The organism is Paenibacillus sp. FSL R5-0623 (assembly GCF_037974265.1).
Lineage (GTDB): Bacteria > Bacillota > Bacilli > Paenibacillales > Paenibacillaceae > Paenibacillus.
Genome location: NZ_CP150233.1, coordinates 867,940 through 882,563 on the forward strand (window position 1 = coordinate 867,940; position 14,624 = coordinate 882,563).

The 14,624-nt window shown below is 45.8% G+C and carries 11 protein-coding genes; 10 read left to right on the top strand and 1 reads right to left on the bottom strand.

Going from position 1 to position 14,624, the window contains the following annotated elements:
- Window positions 1-53: 53 nt before the first annotated feature.
- The 7 genes from MKY92_RS04045 to MKY92_RS04075 all read left to right on the top strand — a co-directional run bounded on the left by MKY92_RS04045 (window position 54) and on the right by MKY92_RS04075 (window position 9,939).
- Complete coding sequence (locus MKY92_RS04045) at window positions 54-902, top strand: GNAT family N-acetyltransferase (protein ID WP_339299268.1); 849 nt, start codon at window positions 54-56, stop codon at window positions 900-902.
- Between the two features lie 199 nt (window positions 903-1,101).
- The gene (locus MKY92_RS04050; RefSeq protein WP_339299269.1) at window positions 1,102-2,904 is read left to right on the top strand and encodes a sensor histidine kinase; all 1,803 of its coding nucleotides are present in this window, start codon (window positions 1,102-1,104) and stop codon (window positions 2,902-2,904) included.
- 11 nt (window positions 2,905-2,915) lie between these two features.
- A complete protein-coding gene (locus tag MKY92_RS04055; RefSeq protein WP_339299270.1) occupies window positions 2,916-4,490 on the top strand; it encodes a response regulator in 1,575 nt (524 codons plus the stop codon).
- Window positions 4,491-4,665: 175 nt separating this feature from the next.
- Window positions 4,666-6,339 (top strand): extracellular solute-binding protein, encoded by a 1,674-nt coding sequence (locus MKY92_RS04060; protein ID WP_339299271.1) that lies wholly within the window; start codon window positions 4,666-4,668, stop codon window positions 6,337-6,339.
- Between the two features lie 136 nt (window positions 6,340-6,475).
- On the top strand, window positions 6,476-7,450 hold the full coding sequence (locus MKY92_RS04065; RefSeq protein ID WP_221818759.1) for an ABC transporter permease subunit: 975 nt from the start codon (window positions 6,476-6,478) through the stop codon (window positions 7,448-7,450).
- 15 nt (window positions 7,451-7,465) lie between these two features.
- Window positions 7,466-8,365 (top strand): carbohydrate ABC transporter permease, encoded by a 900-nt coding sequence (locus tag MKY92_RS04070; protein ID WP_036668326.1) that lies wholly within the window; start codon window positions 7,466-7,468, stop codon window positions 8,363-8,365.
- The gene (locus MKY92_RS04075; protein ID WP_339299272.1) at window positions 8,362-9,939 is read left to right on the top strand and encodes a glycoside hydrolase family 43 protein; all 1,578 of its coding nucleotides are present in this window, start codon (window positions 8,362-8,364) and stop codon (window positions 9,937-9,939) included. Before MKY92_RS04070 ends, MKY92_RS04075 begins: the two co-directional genes overlap by 4 nt.
- 111 nt (window positions 9,940-10,050) lie before the next feature.
- On the opposite strand, the gene MKY92_RS04080 is transcribed toward MKY92_RS04075, so the two are convergent.
- The gene (locus MKY92_RS04080; protein WP_339299273.1) at window positions 10,051-10,995 is read right to left on the bottom strand and encodes an alpha/beta hydrolase; all 945 of its coding nucleotides are present in this window, start codon (window positions 10,993-10,995) and stop codon (window positions 10,051-10,053) included.
- A gap of 193 nt (window positions 10,996-11,188) precedes the next feature.
- On the opposite strand from MKY92_RS04080, the gene MKY92_RS04085 reads away from it, so the two are divergent.
- The 3 genes from MKY92_RS04085 to MKY92_RS04095 all read left to right on the top strand — a co-directional run bounded on the left by MKY92_RS04085 (window position 11,189) and on the right by MKY92_RS04095 (window position 14,618).
- On the top strand, window positions 11,189-11,518 hold the full coding sequence (locus tag MKY92_RS04085) for a metalloregulator ArsR/SmtB family transcription factor (protein WP_091038881.1): 330 nt from the start codon (window positions 11,189-11,191) through the stop codon (window positions 11,516-11,518).
- Between the two features lie 166 nt (window positions 11,519-11,684).
- Window positions 11,685-13,460, top strand: coding sequence for a sulfate permease (gene sulP / locus MKY92_RS04090; RefSeq protein WP_339299274.1), 1,776 nt, complete (start codon window positions 11,685-11,687; stop codon window positions 13,458-13,460).
- A gap of 168 nt (window positions 13,461-13,628) precedes the next feature.
- A complete protein-coding gene (locus tag MKY92_RS04095; RefSeq protein WP_339299275.1) occupies window positions 13,629-14,618 on the top strand; it encodes a phosphotransferase in 990 nt (329 codons plus the stop codon).
- Window positions 14,619-14,624 lie beyond the last annotated feature (6 nt).

The window sequence follows — 14,624 nt, forward strand, 5'->3', positions numbered from 1 at the left end:
CATGAGCCCTAATATATTATTGTTTTGATCTTTTTAAAGGAGAGAATGCCCTAATGTACAGTTATAAATTGTTGGACCAAATAAGCATGGCAACACTTCACGAGGCGTTTGTGGATGCGTTCTCCGACTACCAGGTTAAAATGGATTTGCCTTTTTGGAGGTTTCAACAGATGCTCCAACGAAGGGGGTATCACCCCGAAATCTCTATGGGAGCCTTTAAGGATGAGAGAATGGTCGGATTTGTTATCAATGGACTTCGAAGCTGGAAGGGAAAGACAACTGCATATGACCTGGGGACAGGCGTTGTAGAAGATTGCAGACGGCAGGGCATTACAAGCGATCTGCTCTTGAATATTCAAAAGCTGTTAAAAGAAAAAAATGTAGAGCAATATTTGCTGGAAGTCATCCAATCCAACGAATCTGCAGTTCAGCTGTACAGTAAACAAAACTTCAAAATCCAAAGGGAATTTTCATGTTTCCAGTTGCAAAAAGATAAATTCATACCGCAAACGACCTGTACGGTGGAATGTGTGGAGAGAATCGATGTGGAGCAGTTTAAGGAATTTTGGGATGTGGAGCCCTCCTGGCAAAATTCAATTGATTCCATCTACGCTGTACCGGAGGCTTTTATCTATGTGGTTGCACGTCAGGATCACAGCATTGTTGGTTATGGCATTATAGATCAAAAAACAGGTGATGTTCCACAGCTTGCAGTAAACCAAAATTACCGGGGCAAAGGTATTGCAAGCAGCATCCTGACAGAGATGGTCCAACGCACAGAATCGCCTAGAATCAGTGTCCTCAATGTGGAGTCTCATCTGAAACCGATGGAAGATTTCCTCCTGGTCAAATCAGGTTTTGCATATCATGTGGGCCAGTACGAAATGCTCTTGAAATTATAACGTGATACCCGTTTCGAATTAAGATCAGATCGGGTTCATACGAAAATATGTGGGGTGTTAGTGTCTGTCTTGTTGGGCCAGTTGAACGGGAGGTTGATTAAAGGCTTCCCGGAAATCCTGGATTGCAGTATCCAACCCATCCTGTACTCGTTATAATAATGTTGATATATGACATGGTTAGAGGAGACAAAGACATAACATGAGCCGAAAGACATACTGTAAGCGTATTCAGTTTCTGGATGATTGGAGTCTCAAAACCAAGTTGTACATATTGTTCATTTTTTGTGTGCTGGTCCCGGTCCTGGTCACAAATACCGTGTTTTACCAAAGCATCAAAGGTAACATTGAAGAGAAGGAGCATAGCCGATTCAATGAAATGCAGCAAAGGATCAAGTTCAACCTGCGGAACAGTATAGACAATAGCCTGTATGTGTCCAATTTTCTCTATACCGATGGAACGCTGAACCGGTTCATGGAGTTCAATTATCGCGATCAGGAAGACTATTACTCTGCCTACTATGATATGCTTAGCAACAACAATCTGGTCAGGTACTATTACAGTTACCAGCAGGTGAATCAAATTACGTTTTATGTTGGCAATGATACCTTCGTCAATGGAGGAAACTTTATTAAGCTGGATGATGAGGTGAAGAAAAGTGATTGGTATCAGGCGCTGATGAACACGAGTGACCATATCATGATCTATTCGTACTTTGACAAACAGCAGGCGGAGATGTCGCAAAGTCAGGGAGGACGCAAAGTAAGCATTATTCGTAAGCTGGATTACTTTGGGGAGCAGCAGGTTGAAAAGGTGTTAAAGGTTGATCTGGACTACGCTTTCATCAACAAATCGCTTAAAAATGAGGGAGCAAATGGGAAGGTGTATGTCGTTTCGGATGGCAGGGTCATTTTCTCGAACGATTCAAAAATGAATCAGACGCGCAAGCCATTTAATCTGATTACGAACAGTCCAATTGATCCTGTTCAATCCATGCAATCGATTCCCGTTGTATCCGAGGATTGGCAGATTGTCGTCAGTACGGAGAAATTGGACGTTCTGTCGGAGATTGTTAATTCCAAGCTTAATTTGACTTTGCTGATCATTCTTAATCTGTTGGTGCCCACACTGCTGATCTGGTTAATATCCAGATCACTGGTCATCAGAGTGGATCGGATAGCGAAGCACCTGGATCAAGTGAAGCATGAGAAATTTGAAGTGATATCGGGACCTGTGGGCAAGGACGAGATCGGCAGCCTGACTCATAGTTATAACATGATGGTCATCAAGATCAAGAACCTGATTGAGATTGTGTTTAAGGGTCAGGTGGAGCGGCAAGCCCTTGAGCTCTCCAAAAAACAGGCGGAGCTGAAAGCCCTTCAGAGTCAGGTGAATCCCCATTTCATGTTCAACACGCTTGAAACGATCCGTATGAGGAGCTTGATCAAGGACGAGCTTGAAACCTCCGATGTCATTCATAAACTGGCACTGCTGTTACGTCAGACGATCAATTGGGGCGACGATCTGATTACAATTGCAGAGGAAATCAATTTTGTGGAGAGTTATCTGAGTATCCAGCAGTATCGCTTTGGCGAAAAGCTGCAATTTGCAATCCGGATCACTGACGAATCCATTGCTGCCATGATGATACCCAAGCTAACCGTTCTCACCTTTGTGGAGAATGCTTGTATCCATGGCATTGAGGGGACGTCGAATGATGGGGTCGTGGAGGTTTTATTCGAAATTCGAAGTAATGAACTGTACATTTCCATTCGAGATACCGGAGTCGGTATGGATCAGGACAAGCTGGCCTCGCTCCGCAAAATGATGCAAGACCCGAGTATGGATCGGATGAGCGAGCTTAGCAGCATTGGTATGATGAATGCATATATTCGGCTGCGGATGTATTTTGATGATTTCGTTAAAGTGCACATATTCAGTGAAAAGGGGAAGGGAACAACGATTGGCATTCGAATTCCTCTTATGCAGGCATCTCAAGAATAAGGAGCGAGGATATGATCAACGTGCTGATTGTGGACGATGAGCCATTTATTCGCCAAGGACTTCTATTGTTAATTGATTGGGAGTCTTACGGGTTTCAGATTTGCGGTCAGGCTTCCAATGGCATGCAGGCATTGGAGTGCATACGCGCTATGCAGCCTGATCTGGTGATTTCCGACATTAAGATGCCGGAAATGGACGGATTGCAGCTTGCCAAAACCTTGTACGAGCAATATAGCGGTGACATCAAGCTGATTCTTCTCAGTGGATTCTATGAGTTTGGATATGCCAAGCAGGCAATTAAATACCAGGTGGATGACTATATTCTCAAGCCTATTGTGAAGACCGAACTCGTTCAGGTGCTTGAGGAGTTCAGGGTCGCATTTAATGCGCGGGAGGAAGAGAAACGATATCAGCAAAAAAAAGATCGGATTATTATGGCTCAGCATATGCAGTCGATCTTGCTTGGGGTGGCTGAGGAGGATGCTGTTATGAGTCTGCAGCCCCACTATCAAGATGCGGGCATACTGCGTTGCATCCTGATTGAGGCGGAATCCGGTCCAGAACAGGGAACGGATTGGTGCGCTCGGGTTGAGGCATGGGTGGGCAAGCCCTTTCCAGGACAAATTTTGAAGCCGTTCACAGGTGATAAAAATGCGGTTCTGCTCATGCTTACGGACCTGATGGTGAACCGTGAGGCAGTGACCTTGGAGCAATATTTGACCCGATTACATGCCGATCTGAGCCATGGTCAAGAGGCAGCTATTGCTTGTTATGTCGGGAAGGAAGTACATGAGTTGGAGGCGCTGCACGAGTCTTATCAATCCTGCGGCATAATGAAAAGCTTACGTTTCTTCACCACTTGCAGGCCCATTTATTACTTCGAACTTATGGATACAACCTTATTTGTTAATCGGCCGGGACAGTTCGAAAAACAATTGTTTGATGGGCTAGTCAAGTCTATTGAGGAACAGCAGACGGATGAGTTACACAGTCATGCAAAGGCCATTTTTCAATTTTTTTTGGATGAGCGAATCGAGCCTGGTATTGTCCGCATCCACTTGCATTATTTGGCATACACTTTGCTGGATCTCGTGAATAACGATACGGTTACTCCAGATTCCGGGCTGATGGAATCGACTTTTCTGAAGGTGAACTACGCGATGTTATCCATGGAGGAAAACATTGAACATTTATGCGAATTCTCACTCATGTGCGCAGAGAAACTGAAGGAGCAGCAAAAGTCGAATGCGATGGGCGTATTAGCCAAAATTGAGGCCTTCATTCACGAGCATTACAGAGAAAATATCAGCCTAAAATTGCTGGGGGAGCAGTTTTACATGAATAGCGCATATCTGGGTCAGATTTTCAAAAAGCATTTCTCGATCAGCTTCAGTGATTATTTGAATCAATTGCGTGTTGAAGAAGCCGCCCGGCTGTTGCGCAGAACAGATCAAAGAGTATACGAAATCGCAACAATGGTGGGATATCGGGATTCCGATTACTTTATTAGCCGGTTCGAGAAACTCATGGGGGAGACTCCTGCACAATATCGTAAAAGTGCCCATGCTGCGTACTCTCTTGATTAACATCCTGCACTCCTTTACGGAGCGGCGGGATATTTTTTTTCGCAGATGCTGGAATTAGTGGGATTCCATCTATAGTTTATCCCGTTGAGAGGGGCATGGAAGCATGATAATTTTAAGTCAGCCTTTGGAAAGCGCTTTCCAAAAAGCTTCTGTCAATATAATCGATGGAGGGGTCATGATGAAAAAGGATGTTAGAAAAAGAATCAAGTATAGTGCTCTGCTCGCTTTAATACTGGTCATCGCACTCACTGGATGTACACCGGGATCGTCCTCGAAAGGGGAAAAGACAGCAGATGGAAGGGAATTGAAACAATTTTCCGCATTTTTTGCCGTACCGGGAAAAATTGCGCCTGACGATAATCGGGTGGTAAAGGCTATTGAGGAGAAAACAGGCGTCAGAGTCACGATGGACTGGCTTACGGGCCAAACAGCCAAAGAGCGGATTGGTGTACTCATTGCAGGCGGCGAATATCCCGACTTTATCGATGGGAGTGATGGTACTCAGCAACTGGTAGCAGCAGGGGCGTTAGTACCTCTTGAGGATTACATCGATAAATATCCCAACATCAAAAATTACCTGGGCGAAGACTGGAAGAAGATGAAAAATACGACGGATGGACATATCTACTTCATTCCTCAATTCGGCAATATACAAGAGAAATCGATGAAAGTAACCCATGATGGAGAAGCATTCTGGATTCAGAAGGCCGTACTGGAGTGGGATAATTATCCGACAATCAAAACGCTTGACCAATACTTCGACTTGATTGAACGGTATAAAGCAGCTCACCCGACCGTTGATGGTCAGCCAACCATTGGATTTGAAATTATCTCCTATGACTGGCGTTATTTCGCACTGGAGAACCCTCCGCTCTTCATGGCTGGTTATCCGAACGAAGGCGCAGCCATCGTTGATAAAGAAACGCTGACGGCCAAAAACTATAATACCATTCCTGAAGCGAAGGCATATTTCAAGAAGATCAATGAGGTATATCATCAAGGCCTGGTCGATAACGAAACCTTTACAGCAAACTATGATCAATATATCTCCAAAATTTCAACCGGACGTGTGCTGGGTATGGTGGATCAAGGATGGCAGTTCCTTGACGCCGAGGCATCACTCGTGAAGCAAAAATTGTACGACAAAACCTATGTACCGTTGTCCATTACACTCTCCGAGGATGTTAAAGGGCGCTATCAGAACAATCCAATCCTTAACGTGAATGGTGGCCTGGCCATTACAAAGAGCTGCGAGGATATCGAGGGAGCACTTCAATATATTAATGATTTGCTGGACCCTGAGATGGAGGTATTGAGAACCTGGGGACAGGAAGGCGTGGATTACCAAGTCGATGACAAAGGCGTGTTCTCCAGGAATGAAGAGCAACGTGCGAATTCCAAAGATCCGGACTGGGTGCTGGCAAACACGGGAAGCCCGTTGGTCTATTTCCCGCATCATGAAGGCATGACCGCTGACGGGAAGAATGCCCTTGACCCTAAGGAGCAGCCGGAGGAGTACCTTGCCACATTGAATGACATCGACAAAAAAGTGCTGAAGGCTTACGGATATACGAAGTTTACCGACTTCCTTGAGCCTGCGGAGGAAAATGAACCGTGGTTCCCAATCTATACCTATAATTTTGAACCGAATAAACCGGAGACCATAGCCAGACAGAAAATGGATGATGTAAAACGCAAATGGCTGCCCAAAGTGATTATGACTTCACCAGCCGAATTTGATAAGGCTTGGGAAGAATATCAAGCCACGCTCAAGGAAAGTGCAGATATTAAAGCGTATGAAGATGCGCTGACGGAAGAAGTCAGCAGACGTATGGAACTGTGGGGATAAAGGCCTGTCACACAGAAGGGCTATGGGGAACCCCGTAGCCTTTCTTACACGCTAGATTGGGAGATTGGATAGGAATGGAATCGATTCACCCAGACTGGGTGATATAGATAAACTCGTAAGCAAGGAGAGAAAAAACATGGCCAAAAAGGAGTTGCAGCCTTCGTTAAAAACCAGCCATATCCCAGCGGGAACAAGCTGGATCGGGTACAACCTGTCCAGAATGAAAAGTCAGCGACAATTAATGTGGATGTCATTTCCGTTTATTGCGTTTATCGCTATTTTTGCGTATGGACCATTATGGGGCTGGTTGATGGCGTTTCAGAATTATAGACCGGGCATTGGTTTTATGGAGCAGGATTGGGTTGGAGTGGAACATTTCCGAACGTTATTCACGGACCCTACATTTTTACGTGTTATTCGCAATACGCTGGCGATGAGCCTGATCAGTCTGTTTCTGGGATTTGTCGGCTCGATTGGCCTGGCGCTCTTATTGAATGAACTGCGAATGGTATTGTTCAAACGCGTGGTACAGACGGTTTCCTACCTTCCACATTTCCTGTCGTGGATCATCGTAACAGGTATCGTTGCGAATGTATTGTCAACGGAAACAGGAATAGTGAATGTGCTGTTGACGAAATTGGGCCTGATTGATGCACCGATCAATTTTTTTGCCGAACCAAAGTACTTCTGGGGGATTGTAGGTCTGTCCAGCATGTGGAAGGAAATTGGCTGGGGCACGATTATTTATCTGGCGGCCATGGCGTCGATTAATCCGAGCTTGTACGAGGCAGCTTCCATCGACGGAGCCGGACGGTTTCGTAAAATGTTCAATGTCACACTTCCAAGCATCAAACCAACGATTATTATCCTGCTTATCATCAACGTTGGTAACGTACTGAACGCGGGTTTTGAGATTCAATACTTGCTGGGGAACGGACTTGTGCAGGATGTATCCGAGACGATCGACATTTTTGTTTTGAAATACGGGATTAATCTCGGCAACTACTCACTTGCCACCGCAGCAGGCATTTTCAAAAGTGTGGTCAGTCTGGTGCTCATATTTATCGCCAACGGGATTGCCAAGTCTCTTGGTGAAGAGCGATTGATATGATAAGGGGGCAGAGCTGTGAAACGATTTAGTAGAAACCGAAGCTTGGGAGACTCTATTTTTTCTATCACCAATGGCATATTTATGTTGCTTGTCATGGTTGTTACGTTATATCCTTTTTTAAACACCATTGCCGTATCTTTCAATAACGGGCTGGATACGATCCGTGGGGGGATCTATCTCTGGCCGAGGGAATGGACGCTACAAAATTACGTTTCCGTATTCCAGAATCCGAATCTGACGCAAGCTGCATTTGTTTCGGTCGCCAGAACCGTGGTGGGAACGGTTGTACAGCTGTTCTGTACAGCCATGCTGGCCTATGTGCTGAGCCGCAAGGAGTATATGTTTAACAAATTGGTCACAACGCTGTTTGTCATGACGATGTATTTCAGCGGCGGCTTAATTCCGGGATACATGCTGATCAAACAAGTGGGGCTGCTGAACAGCTTCTGGGTATACATTATTCCCGGGTTGATCGGGGTATTCAACATGATCGTCATTCGTACCTACATTCAGGGACTGTCTGAGGGATTGATTGAATCCGCGAAGATGGATGGAGCCGGAGATTTTCGGATTTTCATGCGTATCGTGCTTCCGTTATCCAAGCCGGTTCTGGCTACGGTTGCACTGTTTATTGCTGTAGGTCAGTGGAACTCCTGGTTTGACTCCATGTTGTACACGGCAGGAAATCGGAATTTGACCACCTTGCAGTATGAACTGATGAAATTGTTATCCTCTGCGACCTCACAGGGGGGAACCGTCAACGTGGATTCATTCAAAAATGTAACCAACATGGTGACGCCTGTATCCATTCGGGCAGCAATCACGGTTGTGACGGCAATGCCGATTGTTTTACTGTATCCGTTCTTGCAAAAATACTTTGTGACTGGACTAACCATTGGAGGGGTAAAAGAATGAAAAATGCAAATCAAAGCGAACAATGCACGTTTAACAATCCGATTATGCCCGGGTTTTATCCAGATCCATCCGTATGCCGGGTGGGTGAAGATTTTTATCTGGTGACATCCACATTTGCCTATTTTCCTGGCGTTCCGATCTTTCAGAGCCGTGATCTAGTGAATTGGAAACAGATTGGCAATGTGCTGGACCGCCCTTCGCAATTAAATCTTCAGGGAGCAGGCCATTCACAGGGGATATTCGCTCCAACGCTTCGGTATCATGAAGGCACCTTCTATATGATTACAACCAATGTATCACATGGCGGCAATTTTGTTGTAACCGCTACCGACCCGGCTGGGCCATGGTCTGATCCTTATTTTATTGAAGGCGCAGAAGGCATAGACCCTACGATTTTCTTCGATGATGGCAAAGCGTATTACCTTGGTACACGCCCTTGCTCTGAGGGAGTTCGTTATAATGGCAATTGGGAAGTTTGGCTGAGAGAGCTTGATCTGGGCAGTATGAAGCTGGTGGGAGACAGCTACGTTCTGTGGCGCGGGGCGATGGTGGATGTCATCTGGCCGGAAGGCCCGCATCTGTATAAGATCGATGAGTATTACTATTTATTGATTGCAGAGGGAGGCACAGGGCCCAACCATGCCGTGACCATTGCTCGTAGCAAAAGTTTGACCGAAGGATACGTCGGGAATCCGAATAATCCAATCATTACACATCGCCATTTGGGTAAACGTTACCCTGTTGTTAATGTAGGACATGCCGACTTGGTGCAGGCTGCGAACGGTCAATGGTTCATGGTCATGCTTGCTTCGCGTCCATATGGAGGGAGCTATAGCAATCTGGGGCGAGAGACGTTCCTTGCTTCTGTCGTTTGGGAGGACGGATGGCCTGTTGTCAATGAGGGCCGCGGCATCCTGGAGGAGCAGGGCTCGTTGGATTTGAAGCCTGTTCCAGTAGAGCCGCAACTGCGTTTTGACCATTTTGACAGTGATAAACTGGGCTTGCAATGGATGTTTCTGCGTAATCCACAGGAAGACCTGTATTCATTAACCGAACGAAAAGGATACTTGCGGCTGAAACTGAAACCGCAAACATTGAAGGGAAAAGAAAATTCCAGCTTTGTATGTCTGCGTCAAAGGCATATGGATTATGTCGCAGCTACAGCGATGGAATTTGTGCCCGGGAATGCCAACGAAACGGCTGGTCTTGTCGTCATTCAGAACGATCAGTATCACGTACGGATTGAGCGTGCTCTGGCCGAGAATCAGCAGGTGCTGCGTGTGGTGACCGTTATAGATGGTCAGGATAGCCATATTGCGCAAATCGCGCTGGAGGGTGATGTATCACGAGTGTATATCAAACTGGCTGCGACAGGTCAGCAACTAAACTTCTATTACAGCACGGATGGAAGTCAGTATCATCTGGTGGCGGAACAGGTGGATACAAGTAGCCTGAGCACCGAAGTAGCCGGCGGCTTTGTTGGCTGTTGTATCGGAATGTTTAGCAGCAGCAACGGTACTTCTTCCGATCAGGTAGCGGACTTTGACTGGTTTGAATATGGTTCATATAATTAATATTTAGATGACAGAATAACAGCAAGAAAGCTCAATCCGGTGGCGGTAGTCCAGGGATTGAGCTTTTTTTCGTTCTTTTTGCCAAAGGAGTACGGGGGAGGCGTTTACAGCTTATTGATTAGTTTCATATGTTGAGTCTTTAATGATGTTAACTATTTTACGCTGAGCATCCCTGGCTTCCGGAATCGGATAGAGGACGAAGACATGGTTCATTTTGGGGTAAACGTACGTTTGGTGATCGATTCTTTGATCCGTCAGCAGCTTGTCGAGCTTCATATTATCAGGAAACAAGCCCTCGTGAGTCCCGATAAAGATGCTGATTTTGCCCAGACCGGCGAAATCTCCGTAGATTGGACTGATTAACGGATCGTTCAATGGTTTGTCAGCTGCCCAGATCCGCCGGATGACATCATACCCTTCCACAGCGAGCATAGGGTCGCGGGTCTCGTAATCAAATATGACCGGATTGTCCAGCACCATATCCACACAAGGTGATAACAAGATGATATCTTTGGGCTGCGGGAGATCATGCATCTTCAGATAATGGGCCAAGGCCAGGGATATGTTCCCGCCTGCGGAATCCCCCATAATGGTGAGTTGTGCCGGGTCGTCCACGGAGGCAAGCAGATCCCGGTATAGATTGAGCAGTTTCGGATACGTGTGCTGATAATTAAAATGCGGAACCTTTGGATAGATGGGAGCAACAACTTTGGCATTCAGAGCCTGAGCCATGCGGTCCATGAATTTCCAGTGTAAAGACAGCGGCTGGTGTGTATGCGCCCCGCCATGAATGTAGAGAATGACCCTCTGTTCACGGGAATGCTGATCGTTTAAGGTGAACACCTGCATGTCTTCATGGGAGCGCTCTTTGATGGAAGATGACAGTTTTGTTTTACCCAAGATATAAGGTTTAATGTTTTCCAAGCCCATATGATCCAGGTGTTTGCGGGTAAGCTCGCGTGTTGAAAAAGTTTTCTTGGTATCTAACGTTCCGATATATTTCTCGAATAGAAAGCTCGTCAACGAGCGTTTGTGATTATGGATATACATGTTCATTGAGGAATCACCCTTCCTGATGGAGTTCAGATATACGATCTGTGGAGACTATAAGTAAAGTATAAAGGTTGAAGTGTACTTCAAGGTCAATCTTAATTTTTCCATCAAACCGTTATGGTTAGAGTAAAGCATGGTACCCGTTCTATGTTATGATATTTGCATCTTCAAAAGTTCGATTGAAGGGGCATAGCGTATGAATCAGAGCATACAACAGTTTAAAGCGGATTTTTTCAAAGCGTTGGCACACCCGATGCGGATTCAGATTCTGGAGCTGCTGAGTGAAGGAGCCAAAAACGTGAATGAACTGCAAAGCATTCTGGGATCGGAAGGCTCTGCCGTTTCACAGCAACTGGCTGTATTGCGCAGCAAAAACGTTGTCCAGGGAATCAAAGAAGGGACAACCGTCACCTATTCACTGCGTGATCCGCTGATTAAGGACCTGCTCGCAGTCACCAAACAGATTTTTGACAATCATCTGGTTGATGCCATTTCCATGCTGGAAGATATTCGTAAAGAGTCCTGACACAATAAACAAGAGCAACGGGGTATAATCGCCGGAGGTTCTTGTTTTTTTGTGTTAGGTTCCTGCTGGGGTTGTGCGTAATCCGATTGACAGGACGTATGCAGGGGAGTAGTCTTTTAAATATATTCAAATATTCAAATATATGAAGAAAAGAAGGTTTTTGTACATGAAATGGATGGGGAGATATGCAGGGTACAATGCTGCCGCTTTTCGCAAGGATCTGTTATCAGGACTGATTGTAGGTATCATTGCGATTCCACTCGGTATGGCCTTTGCCATCGCTTCCGGAGTCAAACCGGAGTATGGATTGTATACCACAGTAATCGCAGGGATTCTCATTTCCTTGCTGGGTGGGTCCAAGTTCCAGATTGGCGGGCCAACGGGGGCATTCATTCCGATCCTTTTTGCCATTGTGATGCAGTATGGATATGAGAATCTGCTGATCGCCGGAATGATGGCCGGTTTGATGCTTGTACTAATGGGCGTATTCAAGCTCGGGGCATTAATTAAGTTTATTCCAAAGCCGGTGACTATCGGTTTTACGGCCGGGATCGCCGTCATTATTTTTAGCGGACAAATTACGAACTTTCTGGGACTTCGAGGCATCGAGAAACACGAGGATTTCTGGTCCAATATGAAAGAAATCGGGATGCATATCTCGACGATTAATATATACAGTGTGCTTACAGCTGGAATCTGTCTGGCTGTTCTTCTGCTTGTGCCCAGGTTTGCACCAAAGGTGCCTGCATCACTGGTGGGGCTAGTTCTTTCGACGGTAGTCGCAGCGTTTTTTTTTGAAGGGCAGGTGGCTACGATCGGTTCGTCCTTTGGCAATATACCTAACTCCTTGCCTCAGTTTCATGTGCCTGAGATCACTTGGGAGCGTATCGTGAACTTGCTGCAACCCGCTTTTGTCATCGCCATGCTGGGTGGAATTGAATCGCTGCTATCCGCAGTTGTTGCAGATGGCATGACCGGAAGTCGGCATAACAGCAATCGAGAGTTGATTGGGCAAGGGATTGCTAATATGGTGACGCCGTTGTTTGGTGGTATTCCTGCAACAGGAGCGATTGCACGCACAGCAACCAATATCAAATCCGGCGCAGTATCGCCATGGTCTGGCGTGATTCACGGTGTGGTGGTTTTGCTGGTACTTGTTCTCTTTGCGCCATATGCATCCCACATTCCTCTTGCCAGTATGGCTCCCGTTCTCATGTTGGTTGCCTGGAATATGAGTGAACGAAGATCCTTCATACATGTCATGAAAACCAAAACGAGTGATTCGCTCGTTCTGCTTATTACCTTTTTGCTGACCGTATTTACAAGTTTAACAACGGCTGTAGAGGTTGGGTTGATTCTTGCTGTCCTTTTATTCGTTAAACGGATGAGTGAGATGTTGAAAGTTGCCAAAGTACTACCCGATCCCGATCATAAACATGAGAAAGTCATGGCCCACATGGTTCGGGAAGGACATGACTGTCCGCAAATAAGCCTGTATACAATTGAAGGGCCACTGTTTTTCGGCGCAGCGGATATGTTCGAGAAGGCGGTCATGGATTCGATTCATCGGCGCCCAGGCACTCTGCTGTTGCGCATGGGCAAGGTGCCTTTTATGGATACGACAGGTGAATCCAATCTGGCCCGTGTTGTCAAACATATGGAGAGATCCGGGGGCAGGGTTTTACTTTCAGGCATTCAGGCGCAACCGCTGGAAATGCTGAAGAGAACAGGTTTGATTGAACGGATTGGTTCGGATCATATGTTTGAGCACACGGGTGAAGCCATCAATTATGCATTATTACATCTGGATGTTCAGAAATGTAGGGGTTGCAAACATTTTGCCTTTCGTGAATGTGCTGCATTGTCGAGTGCTGGCACCGACCCAGAGTGTAATAACCTGCTGAAACCTGGAAAGCGAGTCAATGCAAATAGCCCTATCTAACCTGCTGATGAGAGAGATGGAGCTATAGGAGTCTAAAGAGTATTTGTTTATCAAAATATATATTCTGGAAAATAAACGAAAAATATACTATGTTATAGGTTGATAGGTGAAAGGATTACATCGTTCATCAGATGAGAAATAATCATATTAAACCGAAGGAGCAACCATATGTCCATTCAACCGACTGCTTTACGTTCAGTGCTTAACCCCAGGTACCTGGAGTCTGCATTGAGTAATCAATATGACATTGGAACATGGGAAGAATGTTTGTTTTGGCTTAAAGGATTAAATGATACTTACCGGGTTCGTACGTCCAGTGGCATGTACATTCTCCGTATCTACCGCACTGAAATCACGGAGGCAGATGTTCAGTATGAACTTTCGTTATTGTCTCAACTGAAGAACGTTCTAGGTTCTGCGGAACATACCGACATTGGAGAATACATCGAGAAGAAAGATCATACGGGATATACGGTGTTGGAGGCTGCGGAAGGCAAACGGGTTGCTGTAATGTTTCAGTATATTGAGGGTACGGAGAACAACCTGGAAGATGAGGAGTCTTGTTACGCCTTTGGCCAATCTGCCGCTGAATTGCATGAAGCTATGGATCAGGTGAACATGGAGCTACCACGATATGAGCTGGATCTGAAGTTACTTATTGACGAACCCCTTGAGCGAATTATCCACTATATCGGTGAGAACAATGAAGCAGCAGCATTTCTCCATACGTTTGCCACAACGTTAAAAGAACGCATCGTTGCCACATCCAGACAAGACCTGGACTTTGGTCTGTGCCATGGCGATATGCATGGGAATAACAATGTGTTTCAACAGGAACATCAGTTCATCCATTATGACTTCGAGTGGGCAGCCAAAGGCTGGCGTGCCTATGATTTAGCTCAAGTGAAAGTTCGTAAAAGACAGTCTGATGAGCGAAAAGCAGCATTATGGGATGCGCTCATGGCAGGATATCGTTCAGTCAGAAGTTTCTCTGCCGAAGATGAGCAGGCGGTTGATCTCTTTATTGTTGCTCGCCGATTCTGGGTGATGGGACTAGATGTTGCTTTTATTGAGAGTGATACGGGTGCGCTGGACTATGGTTCGGATTGGCTGGATAGTTTCGTGGAAGAATTCCGGGATACGGGGATTATATCCTAGCGAATG

What these genes read in the sequence shown, in the direction of transcription:
- MKY92_RS04095 (WP_339299275.1), top strand. Translation starts at nt 13,629, where the DNA reads ATGTCCATTCAACCGACTGCTTTACGTTCAGTGCTTAACCCCAGGTAC.
- MKY92_RS04055 (WP_339299270.1), top strand. Translation starts at nt 2,916, where the DNA reads ATGATCAACGTGCTGATTGTGGACGATGAGCCATTTATTCGCCAAGGA.
- MKY92_RS04075 (WP_339299272.1), top strand. Translation starts at nt 8,362, where the DNA reads ATGAAAAATGCAAATCAAAGCGAACAATGCACGTTTAACAATCCGATT.
- MKY92_RS04050 (WP_339299269.1), top strand. Translation starts at nt 1,102, where the DNA reads ATGAGCCGAAAGACATACTGTAAGCGTATTCAGTTTCTGGATGATTGG.
- MKY92_RS04085 (WP_091038881.1), top strand. Translation starts at nt 11,189, where the DNA reads ATGAATCAGAGCATACAACAGTTTAAAGCGGATTTTTTCAAAGCGTTG.
- sulP (WP_339299274.1), top strand. Translation starts at nt 11,685, where the DNA reads ATGAAATGGATGGGGAGATATGCAGGGTACAATGCTGCCGCTTTTCGC.
- MKY92_RS04080 (WP_339299273.1), bottom strand. Translation starts at nt 10,995, where the DNA reads ATGAACATGTATATCCATAATCACAAACGCTCGTTGACGAGCTTTCTA.
- MKY92_RS04045 (WP_339299268.1), top strand. Translation starts at nt 54, where the DNA reads ATGTACAGTTATAAATTGTTGGACCAAATAAGCATGGCAACACTTCAC.
- MKY92_RS04060 (WP_339299271.1), top strand. Translation starts at nt 4,666, where the DNA reads ATGATGAAAAAGGATGTTAGAAAAAGAATCAAGTATAGTGCTCTGCTC.
- MKY92_RS04065 (WP_221818759.1), top strand. Translation starts at nt 6,476, where the DNA reads ATGGCCAAAAAGGAGTTGCAGCCTTCGTTAAAAACCAGCCATATCCCA.